Below are 21,422 nucleotides of genomic sequence, written 5' to 3'. Positions count from 1 at the left end.
TACTAGGAGGGGGTGATTTCTAGCATTTATTAAACGAAGTACTACTTGCCGTTAGAAGCTGCTCTAGGAAGCTACTTCGCTACGGGCGTTAGCCGGATAGATTGGAAGAACGGTTCGCTTCGGCGCTGGGCCTGCAGAGGGGGAGTACCCGGTGCCGGAATAAACTGGAGCACGTAGGAGTTTTGGTCTACTAGCAAGCAATGGAAAAAGACAAGCTTAGCCTGGGAAGTATCTGGCCCGCCCATCAGGAGGGTGAAGTCAATCCCCTCATAGCTACTTAGCGTAAAGGGCGACCGCTCTTGCACTGTCCCGTTGCTACTCTTGCGGGCACCCTCCACCACCGAATCAAAGTAGTGCTTTCGTTGGGCCCCTTGAAAAGCTGCCCCTATTGGGGAGATAGTCACTTGGTAGGTACCGGAGGCATCGTGAGCCGAGCGCATTTTTGCCGGAGCGGGCACCGCCGTTTCTTGGGGCTGGGTGGGGAACAGCACCGAAACCCGCTCATCTAGTTTTACTACCACCAAGGTAGCAGGACGCCCGGCGAGCAGGCCGAAGCAAAGGAGCGCTAGCCAAGCTAGCGAAAGGCTGTTTTTCACGCGGTAAAAGTAGGGGTGAAGGCGAGTGGGGTGCGCTTATAAACAACTAGGGAAAAACCGCCGACTTGCACGCACAACCGCCTGATTTTCAGGAGTAGCGCTTTGTTTGACAATAGGTTACCTAGCATGCGGCGGAAACAGTAGTCTTACCGTTCGTTTTCGCTATTCTCTTTCGGTGTGTAATACTAGCGCTTTTTGCTGCTCTTACCGCGCTGTAGTACCCTAGCACGCGCAACTACCCTAGTCAGACTCGGACGCAGAGGTTTTCCCTATGTTGTTTACTAACACCCAATAAAGTGCACTTTCGGGGGCTCAGAAAGTAGCTCGCAAAGCAGGTGGCTCAGAAAGTCTGCCCAAGGTGCGTTTCCAGCGCGTGGCGGGGGTTAAGCCAGGCGAAAACGGGGGTATCAACATGGTGCACCTTCTTGACCGGCACTCTGCAAACCACTGGCTCATCTAAGCGCCAAGCTTACCGTCTGGACTCAGAATAGCTTCAAGTAAAAATTATCAACTTAGTTCAGGACAAGACATCCCAGCCCGTCCAGCTTTTCTCAGCCGATAGTTTCGATCCCTGCGCTCGTGCGAGCCGCATTGCACAAGCGCTTTAACTGCTTACGCGGCCTAAGCCCCACTCGAACTTAGGTTATCGCCGTGGCAAAAGAACCCAGCTATCTTTCCCCGTGACCAGACGCAGCTCACCCGCAGCCTATTCCGCCTGATGCCTGGTCCGCCACCGGGGCGCATCCATTACCAGCGTGACGAGCAGGGCGTGGGGCAGCGTAACGAGGGAGGCCACTACCAGCGCCAGGCTAAACCAGGCGGCCCCATTGGGCAGGCGGGAAGCCAGCAGGCGGCTCAGCACCAGCAGCGCCGCGCAGCTCAGCAGCAGCAGCGGGGCTGCCCGGCGCAGAAAAAATACCAGCTGCGGCCCCAGGGCCGGGCCGGCACCCCGGCCCGCGCCCGGCGCGTAGCCCAGCCAGCCCACCAGTCGCAACACGTGCTGCAGGCTGTGCCAGAACACGAAGTACACGCCCACCGAGAGCTGCGGCGGCAGCGCCAGCAGCAGGCCGGTGAGCACCAGCACTTCGGCAGCCTCCGTGCGCAGCAAAGCCCAGCGGTGCCGGCGGGCGTAGCCGGCCCACAGCGTCAGGTGGCCAGCCACTACTACCATGCCCAGGCCCGCCGCCGCCGCCGCAAACGGCCCCGCCGCCACGGTAGCGGCTCCGGCAAAGGCCAGCAACCCGTTGACGACGGCCCCCGTGGCGACGGGCCAGCCCCAGGCGGGCACCGCAAACAGCAATAAGCCACGCAACAGGCTGTGCGCCAGCCACAGGCCACCCGAGGTACGGGTTCCGCCCGGCATATCGGCCGAGCCCCAGTGCCATACTGTGAGCAGGAAGAACAGGCCCACGGTGCCCGCCGGCCAGCCCCACCACAGGCCCCCCACCAGGCCCGCCAGCCCCAGGTAGCCCGCCAGAAAGACCAGCCAGTACCGCCAGCCGCCAGCCGGGGCAGTGCGGGGCTGGCCGGCGGGCAGCACCAGCTGGTCGCAGGCCCCGTGGGCCACGCCCAGCAGCACCATGCCCACGGCCAGCGGCGGCCCCAACAGCGTCCAGGCCGCCGCCGGAAATACCGCGCCCAGGCCAGCCAGGGCCAGGACAGCCACGTAGGAGTAGCGCCGCTGGGGCCAGCTGGAGGTAAAGTCAGGGTCGGGGGCGAACATGGGGAAAGGGGGTGAAAACCACAACAGGCCGTTGCACGGCAAAAAAGCGGTGCAACGGCCTGTCGAATGGGGCCGCCTAAGAACAGCTAGGAGTTTAAGCCACAACTTTTCCCCTCGCCCCGGCCACCACGTCTTGCTGCGGGTGGGCCTGCACCACAGACTCGCTGCGGGCAATGCTATACACAACCAGGCCGAAACCGATTTTATTAATGGCGTCACCGAGGTTATAGATCAGGTCGAGGCTACTCGTCTTAAGCAGGTTGAGGCCGTCGGGCCCAAGCAGGCCGCCGGGCATGGCCATGTAGCCAATGGGGTAGATAGCCCAGCCCACGAGGATAAACCAAGACAAGTAGCGCACCCCTTTCCGCACGGCCACCGAATCGGACTTGGCCGCCAGCTGCGCAATCTCCCCGTACCAGGCCGAGTACAGGATGTAGAGGTAGCCCAGCGTGGAGAGCGACCCCCACAGGTTGGAATGAGTTTTGGAGCCGTCGGTGAAGGCCTCGCCGATGTAGCCGCACACGAGCATGAACACGGCCGCAAGGACCAGTTTCCAAAGCAGGCCGATTTTGGCCCCGGCGGAGCGCACCAGCAGGTAAAATTCTATTACCATGAGCGGCACAGTCAGCGTCCAGTCGATGTAGCGCAAGGCCACGGGCGTCGAGTGGGTACTGATGTAGTAATCGCGCATGTAGTAGTAATGCACGGCCGCGATGCCGGTAATCATGCCCGAAATAAGAAGCGAGGTTTTCCACTTATCGGCCACGGTACCGCGCTCAAACAAAAAGAACACCGAGGCGGCAGCCATGGCCATGTAGCCCGTAAAAAACGTGAACGCAACTGGGTCGTCAACCGGAATTTTCATGACGTCGAGTAATACGGTCTGCATGGGTGGGGAAGATTAAGTTGAGGTGTAGAATTATAATTGATAACTGAGGACCAATGTTTTTCACTCGGGTATAAAAATTATAAAAACACGACTTTCTGGTAAAATGCCGTAGTCTCTCCCCGTTTGGGCTCACGCAGCCGCGGCGCAGGTCCACCCGATTTGCCAGGAGCTCCTCGTCCCGAAAGTAGGCAAAGATTCTAGCCTTGGTTAAGCGTTTGGGCCAAGGATTGAGCGGTGAGTTGCGTGAGAGATACCTATTCTTACGAACTCGTCTGCACGTAGGGGCAAAAGGACCCAGTTAGCTTTACCTACGTCCCGGCTCGCCTTACGCTAAGACTATATAGCTAGCGTCAATGAACGTTAGCGCAGTTTCTAGATCAGTGTATGGACTTGCGGTAGCGTGGCGCCTCCCCTGGCCCCTTCTCCGAAAGGAAGAGGGGGGTCCCTAACGGCAACGGCCTGTTCACTGATTATAAATCCGCTCTAGGATCGTAATTTTGGCCCGTTGCTGCGTAGTCCATTGTCATCCACCGTACTAGATAGGTAAATAAGAAAACTTCGCGGCTGAGTCGAAGCTTTTCCCCTCTTTGTTTAACAACACCCAGCTATGGACGTTTTGCAAGAAAAAGTATTCGAGGCAGTACGCAAGCAGGCCTGGCACCGGCGTGACCTCGCGCTTACGCTCGCGACCAAGCTGGCGGACGAGTTGGAGTTTGACTTGTTGGCGCGGGTACAGCTGGGTATTCGCCTGGAATACAGCTTACGAATTGAAATTCCCGATACTCAACTAGGCCAGTGGCGCACCGTGGCCGACGTGCTGGCCTGCGTGCGGCGCCAGCTGCCCACTGGCTCCCCAACTGGAACCTAGAGCGGTTTCGGAGTATGTGTACAGTAGCGCGGACTTTTAGTCCGCGACTGAACGGGCTATTCCACTCGCGGACTGAAAGTCCGCGCTACTCCTGCCGCTGTACACTTAGCTTGACTTTGGCCTTTTGGGTCGCTTAACGAAGCTTGCCGAGCAGGGCGCATCTAAATTTAGGTAACCATACTCGAATCAAGATGCCATCCCTACCCAGCGAGTTTCTAGCCGTACTATTACCCTATACTGGCCTGTTCTGTCGCCGCGTCTTCGCCCACGCGCAACTACTGGTGGTCGGAGCGATTCTGGCGCCGGGCAAGCGCACCATTACCTCAGTTTTGCGCATTGTGGGCCGTCAGCACGCCCGCGCATTTGGTAAATACCATCGGGTCTTGAGCCAGGCCCGCTGGTCAGCACGGGCAGCGGGGCGGGTGTTGCTTACCCAACTGGTGGTCGCATTTGTCGGTACCGGCCCGGTCCTAGTCGGGCTGGATGAAACGCTGGAACGGCGCTGGGGTGCCCAGATTGCCGCCCGCGGCATTTACCGCGATGCGGTGCGCAGCAGCCGCGACCACTTCGTCAAGTGCAGCGGTCTGCGCTGGGTCAGTCTGGTACTGCTGGCGCCTATTCCATGGGCGGGACGAGTCTGGGCGCTACCCTTTCTGACGGCCTTAGCCCCTTCGCTACGCTGGGCCCAAGCCCAAAAGCGGCGCCATAAAACCCTCCCCGACTGGGCGCGCCAGTTGCTGTTGCAAGTCACGCGCTGGCTGCCAAGTCGAGCGGTAATTGCCGTGGGCGACAGCGGCTACGCCGTGCTTGATTTGCTCCACGCCGTGCGCCCTTATGTGACTTTCATTACCCGCCTGCGGCTCGACGCAGCTTTGTATGCGCCCGCGCCGCCGCGCCCGGCGGGACAGAAAGGGCGTCCCCGCCTCAAAGGCGCGCGCTTGCCGCTACTGCACCAGCTGGCCACCCATGCCGCCACCCGCTGGCAGGCGCTGGTGCTACCCGCCGATGCCAGGAGCCGAGAACGGGCTGTCGAAGTAGCCACTGACACCGCCCTCTGGTACCACGCCGGCAAGCCCCCGGTGCCCATCCGCTGGGTGCTGGTGCGCCAAAGTAGCCCACAGGGCGAGCAGCTGAGCGCCTTTCTGAGCACCGACCTCACCCTTGAGGCGGCCGCTATTGTCACCTACTTCAGCCGACGTTGGGCCATCGAAACCACCTTTGCCCAGGTGCGGGCGCACTTGGGCGTCGAAACCCAGCGCCAGTGGAGCGAGCAGGCGATTGCCCGCACCACGCCCGTGTTACTGGGCCTTTTTTCGCTCGTCACCCTCCTAGCCCATCGCCTCCACGCTCACGGCTTGCTGGTGGCGCAGACCAGTAGCTGGTATGTCAAACCGCACCTGACCTTTAGTGATGCGATAGCCGCCGTGCGGCGCCACTTATGGGCCGAATCCCTTTTTTCAACATCTGACGCCGACGCCGTCACCGTAAAATTGACTCGTCACCAGTTCAGCATCTGGCAGGAGGCGTTAACGTGGGCGGCGTAAGGCCAAAGTCAAGCTAAGTAAAGCAAGTATGGAGAGCATCAAACAGTGTGGGGCAGTAGGGGGCAGCCGCTTCTGCGGCTAACTTGGGAGGCCGTACTCGTCGGTGAAGACCATGACCCAACCACCTGCTGCTTCAACTCTTGACCGCCTGGCGGCCGTCTACCAACTCAAGATTCATCTACTGGGCATCAGCCCGCAAATCTGCCGGCGCGTGCTCGTGCAGGGCGATACGACCCTGGCCGAACTGCACCACGCCTTCTAAGTGGTGATGGGTTGGGAGAACTGGCACCTGCACTGCTTTCATCTCTGGGGCAAGGACTACGGCCTGAGCTACGCGGGCGGCACGTGGTATGTCGAGGATGCCCGGCGGGTCCACCTCGGCGATTTTGCGTGGCGGGCCAATGATAAGTTTACGTATACCTACGACTTTGGCGACTACTGGCAGCATCAGGTGCGGGTCGAAAAACTACTGCCGCCGACGGCCGTGCCGGCTACTCCGGGAGAGCATCAAAAAGTGTGGGGCAGACAAATCAGATTACCTTCCGTGGTACCTTGGCCATCATCATGAAGAACCTGGCCAATCGTTTATTGCCACCTAACTGCCCCACACTTTTTGATGCTCTCCAACTCAGGCGCACTGGGTAGTCACAGCTAATCCCGCGTGATAGGTGCCGGGCCGCCAACACGGCTGGGTGCCGCCGATATGGCGCAAAATAGCGCACGACCTCCGTGTTGTAAGTAGACGCTGCCACCTGAGCAGTATCAGACAGCAGGTGAATGATTTGCAGTAACTCCGTGCCCGGATGCACCAACACGCGGACTGGGGCAGAGGATTGTGCCTTGCTTGGCAGACCGGCGGGGAAGAGAAAACCCAGCGTAGCGGCAACTTGGAAAAAGCGCATAAGTAGGAAGCAGTTTAGGTGCTAGCGGGGATACCGAGTGAGCGGAGGTTTTGCTACCGCAAAAAATAAATAAAGTCACTCGGCTTCATCTGAAAAGGTATCATCCGGGTGGCTAGGTGAGCCGTTACCTCGATAAGAGTAAGTCAGCGGTTTCCCATGCCCCCCATAGAGTTACTCTTTAAGCTACTGTAAGACGGTCGGAAAGCCGCTGCACCTGCTTTTGGTTGAAGGTCCCCCCGCGCGGGGCCGTAAAGCCGAGCGCATTGAGTTCACTTGCCAACTGGCGAAAACTCACCCCCTGGGCCCGCCGGGACGTAATGAATGCCGCCGCTTGGCGTAGCCCCGGATGTTGAGTAATTTGCTGTCGCCGCACCAAGAGGCTCTGCTGCCGGGCCGCGGCCGTCAGATTGGCCGGCGTGCCCAACTGAGCCCCCCGTGCTTTCTTCGCCGCGAGCGCATCCTTCGTGCGTTTGGAGATGGTCTCGCGCTCGTGTTGGGCGAGCACGGCGAAGAGGCCCACGGTAAGGGTATTGGCATCGGGCATGTCGCAGCAAACGAAATCGACGCCCGAGTCGCGGAGCGCCAGGATGAAACTGGCGTTGCGGGAGAGGCGGTCGAGTTTGGCGATGAGCAGCGTGCTACCCACCCGCCGGGCGTCGGCCATGGCGGCGAGCAGCTGGGGGCGCTGGTTCTTCTTCCCGCTCTCCACTTCAATAAACTCCCCCAGCAGCTGAGCCGGGTCGGCAACGAAAGCGCGGACGGCGACTTGCTGCGCTTCGAGCCCCAAACCCGAGTTACCCTGCTTTTGGGTGGAGACCCTATAGTAAGGCGTGTAGGTCCGCAACGGGGTCATGGTACAAAAGGCAAGTACAAAAGGACGTCTCAGCCAGAATTCGCCCGAAGATAGGGGGTATAGTCATTTGTTAAACGCTCGTTTAAAGCATGTGAAATTAGGTAAACAAGGGGTACTTTTGTCCGAGTACTGCCTCGTTCATGAAATCCTACGTCAGCTACCTGCGCGTCTCCACCCAGAAACAAGGGCAGTCAGGGCTCGGGCTGGAAGCCCAGCGAGCGGCCGTGGGGGCCTTCGTCCAGGCAACGCCTTTAGCAGGAGAATTCGTCGAGGTAGAGTCCGGCAAGAAAAATGAGCGGTCCCAGTTGGCAGCGGCTATCGCCCTGGCCAAAGCGCGCGGCGCAACCCTGCTCATCGCCAAGCTCGACCGGCTCTCGCGCAATGCGGGCTTCATCTTCCAGCTCCGCGACTCGGGCGTGGACTTTGTCTGCTGCGACATGCCCGATGCCAACACCCTTACCGTGGGCCTATTCGCAGTGCTCGCGCAACACGAGCGCGAAACCATCTCGAAACGGACGAAGGATGCGCTCGCAGCCAAGAAGGCGCGGGGAGCCCAACTCGGTACCCCAGCGAATCTCACGCTGGCGGCAACCCAAAAGGGTCGGGACCGCAACCAGGCGAATGCGCTGACCAGTGAGCACAACGAGCGGGCGGCGGCGCACATTTTGCTGCTGCACGAGAAGGGGTTCAATTACTCTCAAATTGCCACGAAGCTGAATGCGCTACGCTTTCTGACCCGCACCGGCAAGGCCTTTCGGGCCGAGCAAGTCAAGCGCTTATATTGGCGGGCAACGGCTCTAACGCGGAATTCAGAAGAAACCTGAGCCGTGTTATCGCTCGAGCATAAACTAGATTTATGCAACTACTTCTCTTGCTTAACACTGAAGAAATAAGGCCTTATTCTGTCTGGCTTCACTCGACCACCTCGTTCCTAATTTGGGTGGGACGGGGCATATGCCATCTAGCTACTTAACTCTGCACTCTCGTCTATTTCTACAAGCTCTTCTATAATGCATTTACAACTGATGACTTGCCCGCTGCACTTAGGGCATTGCTCATGGTCGCAACCGTTTGTGTGATACATGGCCTTTTTTACTCCACAATCCCCGCATATATCTTGACTAAATAGCTCAAAATTATCGTCCTTACCAAAAGCTACTCTTTTAAATATTTGGGTTTCTATTCTATAACCATTAAAAAACTGAGCTTCTACAATTGATAATGGATGCTTGTTATCCATATCTTGACCATGATATATAATAAATCGCTTCTTAAACTTACTTAGTAATTCAGCTTCCGTATACCTCAGTTCTTTATCAATGATATCTTGCAAATCAGAATTTATATGTTTCCTATAGAAGAAGTGTATGAACTCAAATAATTCACAATATATTGCTTCTGCTTGTTTTTCATTTAAATCATATTCAAAATGGACAATACTATTTCTGTACTTAATGGCGCTTATAATAGCCCGTTTCTCTTTCTCCTCAATAGTAATTGAATCAAAAGAAATAAGCCTGTCTAGCCCTTGTTGTAGTGAAACTGTGTTTTTAGGATTATCAATGTTTTCATACACTAGCATTTTATGATTAGATGCTAACAAATGTTTAATCAGTAGTTCAAGTCCTTGTATAAGATGAAGAATTGCAAAAGACCATTTACTAGGTTTGTCTTTGGCTCTTTCAACATCATATATAGACTCTTCGATAAAATTCCGAGCATTTTCTAGTAAGTCGAATTTTCTTTCAAACACATCCATTTTAATGAAACTTGTTGAATGTTGCAAGACCTTTATTCAAACCGGATTCGACACCAGTTTATACAGTGTAAAAGGGTAAGTAGGCCAGAACGTTGAAGATAAGCAAATGGCTTTAAAAACACCCTCTCTCGCCCTGACTACTATCCGCTTTTACAGAACCACTCCACATATCACAACCAGGTAATTACTCAAGGAAATCTCCGTTGCTGTTACTAGTGTCATAGAATCCTTGGAAATATTTTTTGCTAATTTTTGTGGTAAAAAACTGTGCTGATGTCATATTCTCCACTATAATATTGTTGTCATCCACTGCCACAACGCCACTGCTTAGGTGTAGCGCCTCTCTTACAAAAGACTTATATCGGGCCTCTGTCCAGTTCCCAAGAATAGTATTGACAACCATTTTCTTGCCTTCTTTGGAAGTCAAGGCTTGAGTAATAATTCTATTAACGTGGTCATCTGCGAATCCATACCCTGCTACTAAAATCACATCTGCACCCAGGCAATATTCACGAAATTCATAAAGTGAGAACAAGTAGGGATCATAAGATTGCATTTTATGCTGCAACCCAAAAATTATTTCCAATTGATTAGTCTCTATTCCTGATGTAGAGTCTGAATAAGTTAGCCTTCCATCTTCTCTTCTCATCCAGTCAATGGAACCGTGAAGTTTGTAGAGGTAGATAGTAGGCGAAATTTCTAATTCTTTGGTCTGGAATCTAGTATAATCCCAGAACCGTTCATCAGTAAACCCCCTCTCAACACGTTGTCCTGGTCCCTTGCAATTCTCTTCTATACATAAATCGTAGTTTAAAGAGAATACCCGTAGAGGTTGTTCCAGTTCTTCCGCAAAGCTTACCATTTCTTTGTAATAGCTAGACGTTGATTTGTCTGCTAAAGGAATCCATTTGTCTCTAAGCTCCCTAAGAATTAATTCTTTAAGCTTAACAACATTTTCGAAATTAGTACCCACCGCCGAAGGCATATCCTTTTCCCAACTGCCAACAAACCCATATATGCCATGGCTTTTGTTTTTGATCTTCACAAGTTCGTTAAGGACCGCAACTAAAGATTCAATGTTAAAATTGACATCACCTTTAGCAGCCTGGGTTGAATAGATTAAGCTTTTAATATAATAATAGAGCTCTTTATAATCACTCCATGAATTATTGAGCTTTTCCTGAATCCGCTCAATCATCTTATTAGAATGAGGAATTCCAGCGTCTACACTAGCCCCTGCACCCAAGAGAACAATAATCTTATCTGAAGCGAAATGATAAGCCATATTACAAAAACCAAGGGAAATCGTTATCGAAACTTACCTTATCTAAATTATATTCTTCAAAGTGCTTTAGAAACTCTGCTATTTCTTGGCAGTAATACATTGAAACTGGGACATTCTTAGCCTTGAATCCTTTCCAGTTCGCACCCGATAAATTAATGCAGTCCTGAAGGTAAAGTTGCCGATGCTCTTCATTGAAGTCATTTATATTACTATGAAGAAAGCTAATTGATATTGGCCCTGGAACTCTTTTCGAAGCTTTGGGACTACCTTTTTTTAACCCTTCAAACCATATCAGGTATTCTCCCCCTGAAATCTTCACATAGCTGCTTTCGTAGGGAATTAGTGTATTGCCTTTAGTGTGGTATCCGAAAAAATCGTTTTTCTCATTTATTACAATAATTACTAACTCAATTCCTCTAATACTGCATTTTGCCGATAGCTTATCCATCGTTTCCCTATTCAATCTGAAAGGTGTATGAATCGCAATTTTAGTAAAACTTGCCATTGATTCTCCCAGGATGGATAACAAGTTTCTTTCCAGTTCACTCAAATATCTCTCATCTGTATTATTGGCTAAAATCTTAATCGACTTAAATATCCCACTAGAATCCGTTAGAACAGAATAAGCAAGAGTTTTTTTAATAACTCGTTGATTTTCTTTTGTTTCATAGCGGTAGGATTGGCCTAGACCTACTATCAAACAATTGTCATTACTGGGTTCTATTTTCCAGGGATATCCGCCTAGTTTGCAGAAAATCTGCAACGCAATATTGGCAATCGAGTATTCGAATGTTTTACCATTAGATATTACGGGTTTCGTAATAAGCTGAAGTGGCATTTTTTCATTCGTAAAATAGTACTTTAATAAATAATATTTTCTATTATTATCAGGGTGTTCTTTACTTGGTAAAATCCCTATAGTTATAATTTTACCACTGGCTGAAGCTCGTATTTCTTCTATCTTATTTAGGATACCCTCTGCGCTCCAATCGTGTAGATAGCTAGCTTTGAAGTTCTTACCGACAGGTATTCCAAAGAAATCCTCTATGCCGGAAAAAACGTTAGGAAAAGCAGATCCTTTAAGACCTTCGAGTACAGACTTAGCATACTCTCCTTCGCCCTGTTCATATAAAAAGTAAAAAGTCACTTCATCAGAGACCATTTTTAAAGGTTTTGCTTGCTTTTGCTTCAACCCTAAGAAAGGATTTAATACTTTAACATCATCACCTATCAGATATACTCGTTCATTTAATAACTCAGCATCAAATGTTGTAAGCTTATTAGAAAATGAAACGCCTTCCACCAAATCAGTAAGAATGGAACCAAAGAAATTATTTAAAAACCCCTTGATCTTACTTAAGTTATCAATGTAGTAATCCTTATTGCTAAACCCCCTAGCATCTAAACTCAAGCTTAACTGTTGAATTTTTCTGCTTGACTGCTCTGTCTTGTTAATGAACCTATAATTAATTAAAACCCCAAAGCTGTTTCCTGTACTCATGTGATAAGGGCGAATATCTATACATTCAGCGCCTTCAGGATAAAACTTTGTATAAAATAATACACCAATCCCAAACTTGCCTTTATGAGTGTCAAAATTCTTACCTCCATAAACTGAATCTATTCTTTCGATCAACTTGTATTCTATAAATCTATTAGTCAAACTATAGTTACTTGCACTGGAACATTGATAAGGCACAGACTTATCAAAACCAACAAAGCTTACCCAATATTTATCGTATTCGCCGTCGTCATTAGGCAAGTTGTAAGAGTATATTCCGTTAGCTTTCCTATAGTCAATATCAAAATCAAAGAGAATTTTTTCTACGATATAAATCGTAAAACTAAATTCTCTTTGCTCGATTCTGAGGAAATTCAGAGCGATTTTATAGTCTTCAGCTTGTTCCAATGCAGTCTAAACTTTTAAATTAATTAATCATCTTGAAATAAAACAATTACTGCCAAATTCCTAACTTAGCTTTCAGAACATTAATAGGGGTGCAAGCCACCTTATCCAGATTGACATAGCCACGATTCTTTTGCTCTTAATCAGTAAGCGTCTTGAAAATGTCTTTCATCACCCGTTCGAAGAGGAGCTGTCAGTGGCTGGCACCGTAAGGTTGAGGTAGAGGTGCTGGCAGGTTTTGAAATGCTGGGATATGGTCGGAAATAATTTAAAGTAGTTTTAGTTGGCAGTCCATTCGAACCGAGCTGCGATTTGCTGGTAATCAAACAGGTGTACGTGGAATCGAAACGGCTTTTTAAGACGTGATTCAAAGTCCCGAAGCAGGTTGCCGCGCCAAGTTAGCTCAGCTGCCAGCCGCTTCTGCTCCCTTGGCGGCAGCTGTTTCACATTGGTTTGGTCAGGCATCGGGTCGGTAGCGACTAGTAACGTTGCGCGTACTTCTAGATTCGGGTTGCGGAAGGCAGGCTCTAAACCACGTAGCTCGGACTGCTGCCCGTGGATGCCCGCAAACAAGCCCGCAAGGGTATCCAGAAAATTGCTCATTACCTCCACGCCCAGGCTGCCCGAAATCAAGCGCTTGCGGTTTTCTACTTCGTAGCCTCGAAAATCCTTAACTTCAATCAGCCATAAGCGGCTATTGTCGCCTGTAGCGGCCACAAAATCAACGGCCGTCATACCAGCCCCTATCGGCTTGATGCAGCGCTGGTAGAAATACGGGCCTGGCTGGTCGTATTTTACTACTACCCACGAATCGGGAAATGACAATTCTACTACATTCGACCCCTCGCCTTCTGTAAAATGTTGAGCCATGCTACTCGTCGTCGTTTAGCACGTCTAAAAACTCGCCTGCTTGAGCCAATTCTTCATCCAGTGCCACAATGTCGGGCAGTTCTGCAAAGTCATTGGTGGTAGTTACTACAGTGGATTCACCAGGCTGAGCATTGAGGCCGAAGTAGTGGATAGGCAATGGTATTGACGTCTTCTCATGATTGAGAATATGCAACTGCTTTAATAGAAATGAGCTATGCGTAGCGAGAATAATCTGGAATCCCTGCCGGGCCAACTCGGCCAGAACAGCAGCGAGTTTCTTTAGCAGGGCTGGATTAAGATTAGCTTCGGGCTCATCCCAGAATAAGGTGGATTTAAGTGTGAGCCTGCCGTTCGCCAGCAATTTTTGCAGGGTGCCAAACTTGCGCAAGCCCTCAGCCACCATATTCATTTCTAAGCGCTTTTCCTTTGGAAAAACTAAATAAAAACGGCCGTTATCTTCCTGCACTCCACCCCCGAGAATAGTGGTTAACTGTTGCAAAGCGGCTGCGGCGGCAGGTTCGGGCTTGCGTAAGGATAGACCACTTAGTTGTTTGAGTAAATCCAAGTAGGACTCATCCAGGGACAAAACAAGCTGGTCATAAGCTGGCACTATCCAGCCTAAGGTAAGTATTTCCTTTGCTGGAATCAACACGGGCGCAGCTAGGGAATCACTTACACGCATTAGAATGGGTGTAGTTAAATTTTCAAACGACGACCCATCTGACTCACCTGTTCCAAAATTTAAGTTGCCAGCTATAAGCGGCTCATCACTTAGGCTAAAGCGGATTGTGGCTTCTGCAGGCTCTGCACCACGTCGGACCAACTCACTCAAATCATTAGGAACTGGCCCAAATACCCCCTTCAACTTCTCCTCCAGCTTCACAAAATCAAAACTTCCTGAGACAGCAGTTTGCTTGCTGTGAGCAGCCATATTTCTTAACTCCTTCAATCGTGCTGCTGAGTTAAACAGCACAGCATATCCCAACTTCAGCACGTGGCTTTTGCCTGTGCCGTTGGTGCCTACCACCACGTTCAGCCCCGACCCAAACTCAAAGTTGGCCTCGGCGAAGACGGTGAAATTCTTGACATACAAACTTTTTAACATGAGTCAAAGCTAGTTAGTGGCCCACCTTATCCAATTGCTCATTCAGCAGCCGTTGAATGTCCTTTTCTTCCAGTGACTCATTGCGCACCATCTTCTCGTGGTAAGCTTTGAGCACCCCGTATAGCCACCCGGATGGGAGGCCGGCGTCATCGGCAAGCCGAGGGCACGAAAGGATAGGGTTGCTGTAACCGGAAAAGGGGCAAGATAACAGTTTGGCTACGCAAGTGCAGACGAATGATGCATCTTGCCATCCCAATGAGTGGCAGCCCTCTTTTTTATCCGTATGTCCCCGAATTCGGCCACTCCGGCCACCAAAAAGCGTAATTACTGGACGGCGCAAGTACAAGCCAGCCCGGAGGCATGGTCGCAGTTTCGCCAGCAGGGCGTGGTGCGGCCGCTGTTCAATCAGCTGCTGGCCAGCCCCGCTGCCGATGGTAACGGCGACGGCTCGCAGCTGCTGGCCCAGGTGCAGCCCGGTGACATCGTAGTGGTGACGCGGGGACCACGGTGGGTATTGGGCATAGGTCAAACCACCGGTCAATTTGCCCACGATAACGAGCAGCCGCCCCACTACTGCCCGGTAGAGTGGCTAGTGACCACGGGCGTGGAGTTGACTGGTACGCCCTTCAACACTGGCAGCATGGTCTGGAATCGCACCAGTCAGTGGGACAGCATCCTGGCGGCGTACGCGCAAGAGAGCCCACCCCTACCGGGCTTGGAAACCTTGGTGCAGTACGGCCCACCCGAGGCCAAGGAGCCGACCTCAGACTATGCTACGCCGCCGGCCGAACCGAGCTTTACCCCTAATTACTGGGCCATTGGGGCCGGCGAGGGCGGCACGTTTTGGAAAGCCTGGCAGGCCGAGGGCCACATGTCCGTCGGGTGGGAAGCCCTGGGCGACCTGCGCCAGTACCCGAACGACGAGGAGTTGCGGCAGGCGCTGAAACAGCACTACGGCGGCGATACTACCCACAACAACAATATGCTGGCTTGCTGGCAGTTTTGTCACGAAATCCGGCCCGGTGACTACGTAGTGGTGAAGATTGGTCGGCGTAAGATTCTCGGCATCGGACAGGTAACAGGTGACTATACTTTCGACACGGCACGGACTGTGCACAACAATATACGCCCGGTAAACTGGCTCCTAGAGGGCTGGATGGAGGACAAGGCCGGCCCCGGCGTGCCAACCAAAACGCTCACCAGCATTACCAGCTACCATACCTTCCTGAAACCCATACTGGCCGAGCTGGCTGAGGCAAAACATCTCAGGAAGATTGGCCAACCGCAGCTCCTGCCCCCGGTAGTGAAGCCAATAATGCCGCCCCCTCCCCTGCCCTACACCTTGGCCGAAGCAGAGCAAGACTTGTTTCTCACCACCAATCAGATTCAGCACCTGCAGGCGGCGCTTAAGCGCAAGAAAAACATCATTGTGCAGGGCCCTCCCGGCGTGGGTAAAACCTACGTAGCCCGCCGCCTGGCTTGGCTGCAAATGGGCGTACAGGACAACCCCCGTGTGCAACTCGTACAGTTTCACCAGAGCTACAGCTACGAGGACTTCATCCGGGGCTGGCGGCCGACCGCATCCGCCGGCTTTGAGCTGGCCGATGGCGTGTTCGTCGACTTCGTACAACGCGCCCACGCCGATCCTAAGCAGGAGTATTTCTTTCTCATCGATGAAATCAACCGCGGCAACCTGAGCAAGATCTTTGGGGAGCTGCTCCTGCTGCTGGAAGCCGACAAACGCAGTTCCACCTACGCTCTGCCCCTCACCTACCGCAAGCCCCACGAAGCGCCTTTCTTCATTCCGCCGAATCTGTACGTCATCGGCACCATGAACACCGCCGACCGTTCGCTGGCCCTGGTGGATTACGCTCTGCGGCGGCGCTTCACCTTCGTGGATTTAGTACCTATGCTGGGCGACAAGCTCCGCCAGCAGCTCATCGAAGCCAAGATTCCTGAAGAAATGGCCGCCGATATTCTAACGCGGGTGGCCGCCCTGAACCTAACCATCAAGGATGACAAGAATCTGGGTGCTGGCTTTCTGATTGGGCACAGCTATTTCTGCACCCCACTGGGCGACGAAACGCCGGCCGACTGGTGGGACGCCATTGTAAGCCACGACCTGGCCCCACTGCTGCGTGAGTATTGGTTTGATAGCGAAACTAAGGCCAGCAAAGCCATTGCGGCCCTGCACGGCCCGGCATGAGCATTCCGGTTCAGAACCTCTACCACCTACTCACCTACGCCTGGGACCAGCTCGACGAGGCCGAAGAAGTAGCCGTAACGGCAGAGCCCGCTGACTCGATGCTCGACCTGCTGGCACGGGTGCTGGTGCAGGGCACTACGCACGTGCTCAAGCGCGGTCTGGCCCGCGACTACGTGCCCGAAGTGGAGCTGACCGGCCGGCTGCGCGGCAAGCTCCTTCTCAGCGAATCCATCCGGCAGCAGACTCTGATGACGGCTCGGGGTTGGTGTGCCTTCGACGATCTGAGCCACGACGTACCTGTGAACCGGCTGCTAAAGTCCGCCCTGCATCACCTACTCACCGCTGAGGAGCTAAATAAGGGGCTGCGTCGGGAGATTCGGGCTTTATATATCCGCTTAGCCGATGTGAGCCTGATAATCGTGCCCGATATCCGGATATATGATCAGGTAGTACTACACAGACATACGGCCCACTACCGGTTACTGCTCAGCATCTGCCAGCTGGTGCACGAGGAAGTGTTACTCACGCAGGAAGCTGGCGAACGGCTGTTCCGCAACTTCACGGGCAACGACAAGCGCATGGCAGCTTTATTCGAGCGGTTCGTGCGCAACTTCTACTTGCGGCGTCAGAAGCAGTACACCGTAGCCGCAGAGACGCTGAAGTGGGCAGTGAAGCCGGCCACCAAAGAGGCTAAAGCAGTGCTACCCATCATGCAAACGGATGTGTCGCTCACCAGCCCCACTCGCAAGCTTATCATGGACTGCAAGTACTACCGTAAGGCCCTTAAGCAGAACTACAACAAAGAGAAGATTATTTCAACCCACCTCTACCAGCTTTACGCGTATGTGCAGCACGCCCAGCGTCAGGAGCTTAGCCGGCCCGTAGATGGTCTCTTGCTTTACCCCGTGGTAGATGGGGAACTGCGCCACTCCTATCAACTCCTCGACACTGCCCACCGGCTTCGGGTGGCCACGGTAAACCTGAACCAAGGCTGGCAAGCGGTAGAGGCAGAACTACATGGTCTGCTGGATTGGTGACTGTTACAGAAAATCAACTGCTTATTCAACCCCATAGGGTGTTTCTTTACTTTCTTAACTGCTAGCCGCATGCCCACCAAAAAACCTGCTTCCACCAAGAAAGCCACTCCTGCTGCGGTCAAGAAATCTGTCCCCATCAAAAAGGCATCTCCTGCCAAAAAAGTCCCGCCAAGAAAGGCAACCGTTGCCCGCACTGATGTATTCATTAGCTACAGTCAGCGCGACAAGGCTTGGATGGAACGCTTGAAAACACACCTCAAACCACTAGAACGAACTAATCTGAACGTGTGGGTGGATACTAAACTGCGAGCTGGAGATAAGTGGCGGGTCGAGATTGAAAAGGCGCTTGCGCAGACCAAGGTGGCGATTCTGCTTATCAGCCCCAATTTTCTCGCGTCCGACTTCATCGATACCAACGAGCTTCCCCCTCTATTGAAAGCAGCCGAAAAAGAAGGCACTACTATTTTGCCGTTACTCTTGAGTACCAGCATGTTTCCATTGACCGCGCTAAGTGAGTTTCAAGCCATAAATGGTCCCGAGCACCCACTGGATTTGCTTTCGGATGGTCAGATTAATCAAACACTGTTTCAGGTAGCGAAGCGCGTGCACGAGATTTTTATGGCTCCTGCCAAAAAGCCCGAGGTCAAGTCCGTAGCCAGCGTTAAAAAAGCCTCAGCCACGTCAACAGAGCAGCTGGACGCAGCAGTAAAGAAAATAGCCGCTTCCTCTTCCTCAAAATCAGCTTCAAGGCCAGCATCGCCCAAGTCGCCCGCTGCTAGCATATCGGCCACCCAGCAGGCACTATTGGTGCGCCGTAGCGGGGAATGGGAGGTCATTCCGGTCCACCAAGCCAAGATTGGCAAACAGTTGGAAATGGCCCTACTACCAGCTACTTCATCCCAAGTGGCTTTTCTCACCACCTTGCGCCAGTCTTCGCGTGATGGCCTGGCCAGCCTGGTCTTCCGGGGCCACTCCTACCGTTGTACCCAGCAAGATTTGCATGCCGTCACCGAGAATAACCGCGAAACGTGGCATCTGACTGCTGATATGCAAGAACTGCTCGCCCATACAGAGGTTACTTACAGCAATCTCACACCCGATATGCAAGCGCAAGTCCGCGCCGAATTGCTCTTGCTAAACTCTCAGCCCCCGGAGCAAAGTCCCATGCGGTGGCTTTCTAATAGCGGGTTTACCGATTTAACTGCTTCACCATTGCCAGCGCTTTTTCAGCAGGTGAGAAGTTCCCCAGCCCGCTTCAAGCAGGTGGCCCCCTTGGTTATTACATGGTTTCTGCATTTCACCAACACGGTGCAGCACATTAAGCGTTTGATCCTAACCTTAAAAGGCCGAAACTTAGTTATCGATTTTGAGGGCCAACGTGATGCAGTCCACCGAGAGGCACCTATCATCATTCGCGTAAAGGGTAACTGCTCACTTGGCGGAGCTACAGAAAATGCTGTCCTTCTCGGGCCCGTCCGCTCGTATTGACCCTCATGGCTAGTACTTAGAAGCACATTCGGTTAGGAAACCTGGCAATAGTAGTAAAGTAGCGCTGGAAAGAGCCAAACCACTTGCTAAATTTCGATGTGTAAGCCCTGATGCAAAAGTACAGTCGTCCTGACTGCTCCTCCGAATACCAGCCGTTGTGAGCAGTCCAACCCTACCTGAAAGTACAGCCGAAGAGCATTCCAATAAAGGTCAGGAAAATACGGCTCAAAAAAGTGCCTCCAAGCGCTGGAAACGCCCTTGTTAAAAGCATCCAATAAGGGCCCAATTAGATGGTTCGTGACTTTTGCTAAACCATTAAGTCCAAGCGGGAAAATACCTTTGCTCGCCAGTTCAGTGCCACCTTGTTGCCTATGCTTCGTCCCATCATGTTTGTCGGCACCGCTTCGGATGTGGGCAAGAGCACAGTAACGGCCGGCTTTTGCCGGATATTCCGGCAGGACGGATATTGTCCGGCGCCTTTCAAGGCGCAGAATATGTCGCTCAACAGCTACGCCACGCCTGAGGGCCTGGAAATCGGCCGGGCGCAGGCGGTGCAAGCCGAGGCAGCGGGCATCCCGTGCCACGTGGATATGAATCCGGTGCTGCTCAAGCCTACCTCCGACCAGGCTTCGCAGGTAGTGCTCAATGGCCGGCCCATCGGCACGCAGTCGGCCTACGACTACTTTCGGGCCAATGACCGGCACGAGCTGTTTGCGGCGGCCACCCAGGCGTTTGACCGGCTGGCGAGCCGCTACTCGCCGGTGGTGCTGGAGGGGGCGGGCAGCATTTCGGAGCTGAACCTCAAGCGCCGCGACATCACCAACCTGCGCATGGCCCAGCACGCTGGGGCCGCCACCTACCTTATTGCCGACATTGACCGCGGCGGCGTGTTTGGGAGCGTCTACGGCACGCTGGCTCTGCTGGAGCCCGAAGAAAAAGCCTGCAACAAAGGCATCATCATCAATAAGTTTCGGGGCGATGCGCAGCTGTTTAGCAGCCAAGGACCAAGCGGCTCCTTTCGAGAGGACGCTCCTGCCCCGGCCTTGGTTCGAGTGTCAAGTTGCGCATACTTTTACCGGGACTGAGGCTCAGGCCGCGCACGCCACGCCGGCGGATGATGGTCCGCTACTTCGCCAGCGGATGCCGCAGCCATAGCAGCCCCAAAGGCAGTAGCAGAAAGGGGATTTCCAGGGCCGCAAGGCGGAGATTGCCCGTCTGCAGGGCGTAGCCCATAATTAGCAGAATGCCGGCGGCATTGAGCAGGTTGCCCGCTAGAAAAGTCGCGGGAAAGAGCAGCAGCCCCGCCGCCAGCAGGTTTAGCCAGCTCAAGCCCAGCATGAAAGATTGGCTAACTCCCAAAGGTTCAAAAAATTGCTTGGTTTGGGGGGTGATAGTACCGCTCACGCTCGCCCATCCGTGCCGCAAATTCAGAACTACGGAGAGGAGCAGTAGGAGGCCGCTAATGACTTTTATGAACATCCTGGTTGACTACTTGGTGGCGAAAAAGGGGTAGTTGCCCGGGGCCCCGGTTTGGGGCGGTTGGCCTAGGACCGCCTGCGGCTGGCCATACTCTTTCTCGACCAGCTTGCCCAGTTGGCCGAGCAAAAACTGCGGGGTCAGCCAGCTCACGAAGCGGATGACTTTGGCCAGGCCGGGGTAGGCTTCGGGCTGGTCGTGCCGCACGGCACGCAGCGCGGCCGCCACGAGCTTGTCGGGAGCCATCAGGCCGGAAGTCGTCCCCAGGCGGTCGGCAAGCGGCGTTTTCGCGGCCGGGGCCACCAGCTCAAACACCCGCACGGGCGTGTGCTGGAGCTGCACCCGCAACGACTTGGTGTAGGAACGCAGGCCCGCCTTAGAGGCCCCGTACATCGGCGTCAGGGGGAAGGGCGTCAGGGCCAGCCCGGAGGTCACGTTCAGAATGGCCGCCGCCTTTTGCGCCTTCAAGTGGGGCAGGAATTGCTGCACCATGCGAATGGGACCCAGCAAGTTGATTTCCACCTCCCGGGTCAGGTCGAGCAAATCCAGCGCCGGGTCGTTCAGGTTGAGCTTGCGCATCTCGCCGGCGTTGTTAATCAACACGTCGAGCGCGGGAAACTGGGCCAAGACTTGCTCGTGCAGCTGCGCAATGTCGGCGGGGTTGCGCACGTCGCTTTGGAAGGTGTGCACCTGCGGCAGGAGTTGCTTGGTCGCCGCCAGCTTGGCCGAGTCGCGGCCCGTAATGAGCACCGTGTTGCCCAGGGCCAGCAGCTGCCGGGCAAATTCAAAGCCCAGGCCGCTGGTGCCGCCGGTGATAAGGATGGTGTGGTGACGTAAGTCCATGACGTGGGGAGGCTTGGTTGACCGGACAAAGGTCCCCTACGGTTGCCACCGCTCGTTTGCGTCCGCCAATCC

The 21,422-nt window shown here is 53.4% G+C and carries 18 protein-coding genes and 1 pseudogene; 8 read left to right on the top strand and 11 right to left on the bottom strand.

The window, feature by feature from the left end; all coding sequences use genetic code 11:
- Positions 1 to 71 precede the first annotated feature (71 nt).
- The 3 genes from LC531_RS21460 to LC531_RS21450 all read right to left on the bottom strand — a co-directional run bounded on the left by LC531_RS21460 (position 72) and on the right by LC531_RS21450 (position 3,208).
- Positions 72 to 596, bottom strand: a complete 525-nt coding sequence (locus tag LC531_RS21460) for a hypothetical protein (protein ID WP_223654195.1) — start codon at positions 594 to 596, stop codon at positions 72 to 74.
- Positions 597 to 1,302: 706 nt separating this feature from the next.
- Positions 1,303 to 2,319 (bottom strand): Brp/Blh family beta-carotene 15,15'-dioxygenase, encoded by a 1,017-nt coding sequence (locus LC531_RS21455; protein WP_223654194.1) that lies wholly within the window; start codon positions 2,317 to 2,319, stop codon positions 1,303 to 1,305.
- Positions 2,320 to 2,413: 94 nt separating this feature from the next.
- Positions 2,414 to 3,208 (bottom strand): bacteriorhodopsin-like, encoded by a 795-nt coding sequence (locus LC531_RS21450; protein ID WP_223654191.1) that lies wholly within the window; start codon positions 3,206 to 3,208, stop codon positions 2,414 to 2,416.
- A 607-nt stretch (positions 3,209 to 3,815) separates the two neighbouring features.
- Between LC531_RS21450 and LC531_RS21445 the strand changes: the two genes are divergently transcribed.
- The 3 genes and pseudogenes from LC531_RS21445 to LC531_RS21435 all read left to right on the top strand — a co-directional run bounded on the left by LC531_RS21445 (position 3,816) and on the right by LC531_RS21435 (position 6,188).
- Positions 3,816 to 4,076 carry an acyl carrier protein gene (locus tag LC531_RS21445; protein WP_223654190.1) on the top strand — a complete coding sequence of 87 codons (261 nt, stop codon included), beginning with the start codon at positions 3,816 to 3,818 and terminating at the stop codon, positions 4,074 to 4,076.
- 191 nt (positions 4,077 to 4,267) lie between these two features.
- The gene (locus LC531_RS21440; protein ID WP_223654188.1) at positions 4,268 to 5,620 is read left to right on the top strand and encodes an IS701 family transposase; all 1,353 of its coding nucleotides are present in this window, start codon (positions 4,268 to 4,270) and stop codon (positions 5,618 to 5,620) included.
- Positions 5,621 to 5,732: 112 nt separating this feature from the next.
- Positions 5,733 to 6,188 (top strand): annotated as a pseudogene (locus tag LC531_RS21435) (plasmid pRiA4b ORF-3 family protein).
- Between the two features lie 512 nt (positions 6,189 to 6,700).
- On the opposite strand, the gene LC531_RS21430 reads toward LC531_RS21435, so the two are convergent.
- Positions 6,701 to 7,375: a recombinase family protein gene (locus LC531_RS21430; RefSeq protein WP_223654186.1), complete on the bottom strand. Its 675-nt coding sequence runs from the start codon at positions 7,373 to 7,375 to the stop codon at positions 6,701 to 6,703.
- A gap of 140 nt (positions 7,376 to 7,515) precedes the next feature.
- Here LC531_RS21430 and LC531_RS21425 point away from each other — a divergent pair, with 140 nt between their 5' ends.
- Entirely contained in the window at positions 7,516 to 8,199 is a 684-nt protein-coding gene (locus LC531_RS21425; RefSeq protein ID WP_223654184.1) for a recombinase family protein, read from the top strand.
- Between the two features lie 137 nt (positions 8,200 to 8,336).
- On the opposite strand, the gene LC531_RS21420 is transcribed toward LC531_RS21425, so the two are convergent.
- The 5 genes from LC531_RS21420 to LC531_RS21400 form a co-directional block, all read right to left on the bottom strand.
- The gene (locus LC531_RS21420) at positions 8,337 to 9,134 is read right to left on the bottom strand and encodes a hypothetical protein (RefSeq protein ID WP_223654183.1); all 798 of its coding nucleotides are present in this window, start codon (positions 9,132 to 9,134) and stop codon (positions 8,337 to 8,339) included.
- A 184-nt stretch (positions 9,135 to 9,318) separates the two neighbouring features.
- Positions 9,319 to 10,419, bottom strand: a complete 1,101-nt coding sequence (locus tag LC531_RS21415) for an SIR2 family protein (RefSeq protein ID WP_223654182.1) — start codon at positions 10,417 to 10,419, stop codon at positions 9,319 to 9,321.
- A 1-nt stretch (position 10,420) separates the two neighbouring features.
- Entirely contained in the window at positions 10,421 to 12,328 is a 1,908-nt protein-coding gene (locus LC531_RS21410; protein ID WP_223654181.1) for a Piwi domain-containing protein, read from the bottom strand.
- 276 nt (positions 12,329 to 12,604) lie between these two features.
- Positions 12,605 to 13,195: a hypothetical protein gene (locus tag LC531_RS21405; RefSeq protein WP_223654180.1), complete on the bottom strand. Its 591-nt coding sequence runs from the start codon at positions 13,193 to 13,195 to the stop codon at positions 12,605 to 12,607.
- 1 nt (position 13,196) lies between these two features.
- Complete coding sequence (locus tag LC531_RS21400) at positions 13,197 to 14,300, bottom strand: AAA family ATPase (protein ID WP_223654178.1); 1,104 nt, start codon at positions 14,298 to 14,300, stop codon at positions 13,197 to 13,199.
- Positions 14,301 to 14,583: 283 nt separating this feature from the next.
- Here LC531_RS21400 and LC531_RS21395 point away from each other — a divergent pair, with 283 nt between their 5' ends.
- The 4 genes from LC531_RS21395 (at position 14,584) to LC531_RS21380 (ending at position 20,116) form a co-directional block, all read left to right on the top strand.
- On the top strand, positions 14,584 to 16,506 hold the full coding sequence (locus LC531_RS21395) for an AAA family ATPase (RefSeq protein ID WP_223654175.1): 1,923 nt from the start codon (positions 14,584 to 14,586) through the stop codon (positions 16,504 to 16,506).
- The gene (locus tag LC531_RS21390) at positions 16,503 to 17,543 is read left to right on the top strand and encodes a 5-methylcytosine restriction system specificity protein McrC (RefSeq protein ID WP_223654174.1); all 1,041 of its coding nucleotides are present in this window, start codon (positions 16,503 to 16,505) and stop codon (positions 17,541 to 17,543) included. Before LC531_RS21395 ends, LC531_RS21390 begins: the two co-directional genes overlap by 4 nt.
- 69 nt (positions 17,544 to 17,612) lie before the next feature.
- Entirely contained in the window at positions 17,613 to 19,031 is a 1,419-nt protein-coding gene (locus LC531_RS21385; RefSeq protein WP_223654172.1) for a toll/interleukin-1 receptor domain-containing protein, read from the top strand.
- 371 nt (positions 19,032 to 19,402) lie between these two features.
- Positions 19,403 to 20,116 carry a cobyric acid synthase gene (locus tag LC531_RS21380; RefSeq protein ID WP_223654170.1) on the top strand — a complete coding sequence of 238 codons (714 nt, stop codon included), beginning with the start codon at positions 19,403 to 19,405 and terminating at the stop codon, positions 20,114 to 20,116.
- 40 nt (positions 20,117 to 20,156) lie between these two features.
- Here the strand turns inward: LC531_RS21380 and LC531_RS21375 are convergent, their stop codons facing one another.
- On the bottom strand, positions 20,157 to 20,369 hold the full coding sequence (locus LC531_RS21375; RefSeq protein WP_223654168.1) for a hypothetical protein: 213 nt from the start codon (positions 20,367 to 20,369) through the stop codon (positions 20,157 to 20,159).
- A 150-nt stretch (positions 20,370 to 20,519) separates the two neighbouring features.
- The gene (locus LC531_RS21370) at positions 20,520 to 21,350 is read right to left on the bottom strand and encodes an SDR family oxidoreductase (RefSeq protein WP_223654165.1); all 831 of its coding nucleotides are present in this window, start codon (positions 21,348 to 21,350) and stop codon (positions 20,520 to 20,522) included.
- Positions 21,351 to 21,422: the final 72 nt, after the last annotated feature.

This window comes from Hymenobacter psoromatis (assembly GCF_020012125.1).
Taxonomy (GTDB): domain Bacteria; phylum Bacteroidota; class Bacteroidia; order Cytophagales; family Hymenobacteraceae; genus Hymenobacter; species Hymenobacter psoromatis.
Note: the sequence above shows the minus strand (reverse complement) of the source record. Positions and strands in the feature narration are given on the sequence as shown.

Coding starts and splice junctions, on each gene's coding strand:
- LC531_RS21455 (WP_223654194.1), bottom strand. CDS start 2,319: ATGTTCGCCCCCGACCCTGACTTTACCTCCAGCTGGCCCCAGCGGCGC.
- LC531_RS21450 (WP_223654191.1), bottom strand. CDS start 3,208: ATGCAGACCGTATTACTCGACGTCATGAAAATTCCGGTTGACGACCCA.
- LC531_RS21445 (WP_223654190.1), top strand. CDS start 3,816: ATGGACGTTTTGCAAGAAAAAGTATTCGAGGCAGTACGCAAGCAGGCC.
- LC531_RS21440 (WP_223654188.1), top strand. CDS start 4,268: ATGCCATCCCTACCCAGCGAGTTTCTAGCCGTACTATTACCCTATACT.
- LC531_RS21430 (WP_223654186.1), bottom strand. CDS start 7,375: ATGACCCCGTTGCGGACCTACACGCCTTACTATAGGGTCTCCACCCAA.
- LC531_RS21425 (WP_223654184.1), top strand. CDS start 7,516: ATGAAATCCTACGTCAGCTACCTGCGCGTCTCCACCCAGAAACAAGGG.
- LC531_RS21420 (WP_223654183.1), bottom strand. CDS start 9,134: ATGGATGTGTTTGAAAGAAAATTCGACTTACTAGAAAATGCTCGGAAT.
- LC531_RS21415 (WP_223654182.1), bottom strand. CDS start 10,419: ATGGCTTATCATTTCGCTTCAGATAAGATTATTGTTCTCTTGGGTGCA.
- LC531_RS21405 (WP_223654180.1), bottom strand. CDS start 13,195: ATGGCTCAACATTTTACAGAAGGCGAGGGGTCGAATGTAGTAGAATTG.
- LC531_RS21400 (WP_223654178.1), bottom strand. CDS start 14,300: ATGTTAAAAAGTTTGTATGTCAAGAATTTCACCGTCTTCGCCGAGGCC.
- LC531_RS21395 (WP_223654175.1), top strand. CDS start 14,584: ATGTCCCCGAATTCGGCCACTCCGGCCACCAAAAAGCGTAATTACTGG.
- LC531_RS21390 (WP_223654174.1), top strand. CDS start 16,503: ATGAGCATTCCGGTTCAGAACCTCTACCACCTACTCACCTACGCCTGG.
- LC531_RS21385 (WP_223654172.1), top strand. CDS start 17,613: ATGCCCACCAAAAAACCTGCTTCCACCAAGAAAGCCACTCCTGCTGCG.
- LC531_RS21380 (WP_223654170.1), top strand. CDS start 19,403: ATGCTTCGTCCCATCATGTTTGTCGGCACCGCTTCGGATGTGGGCAAG.
- LC531_RS21375 (WP_223654168.1), bottom strand. CDS start 20,369: ATGCTGGGCTTGAGCTGGCTAAACCTGCTGGCGGCGGGGCTGCTGCTC.
- LC531_RS21370 (WP_223654165.1), bottom strand. CDS start 21,350: ATGGACTTACGTCACCACACCATCCTTATCACCGGCGGCACCAGCGGC.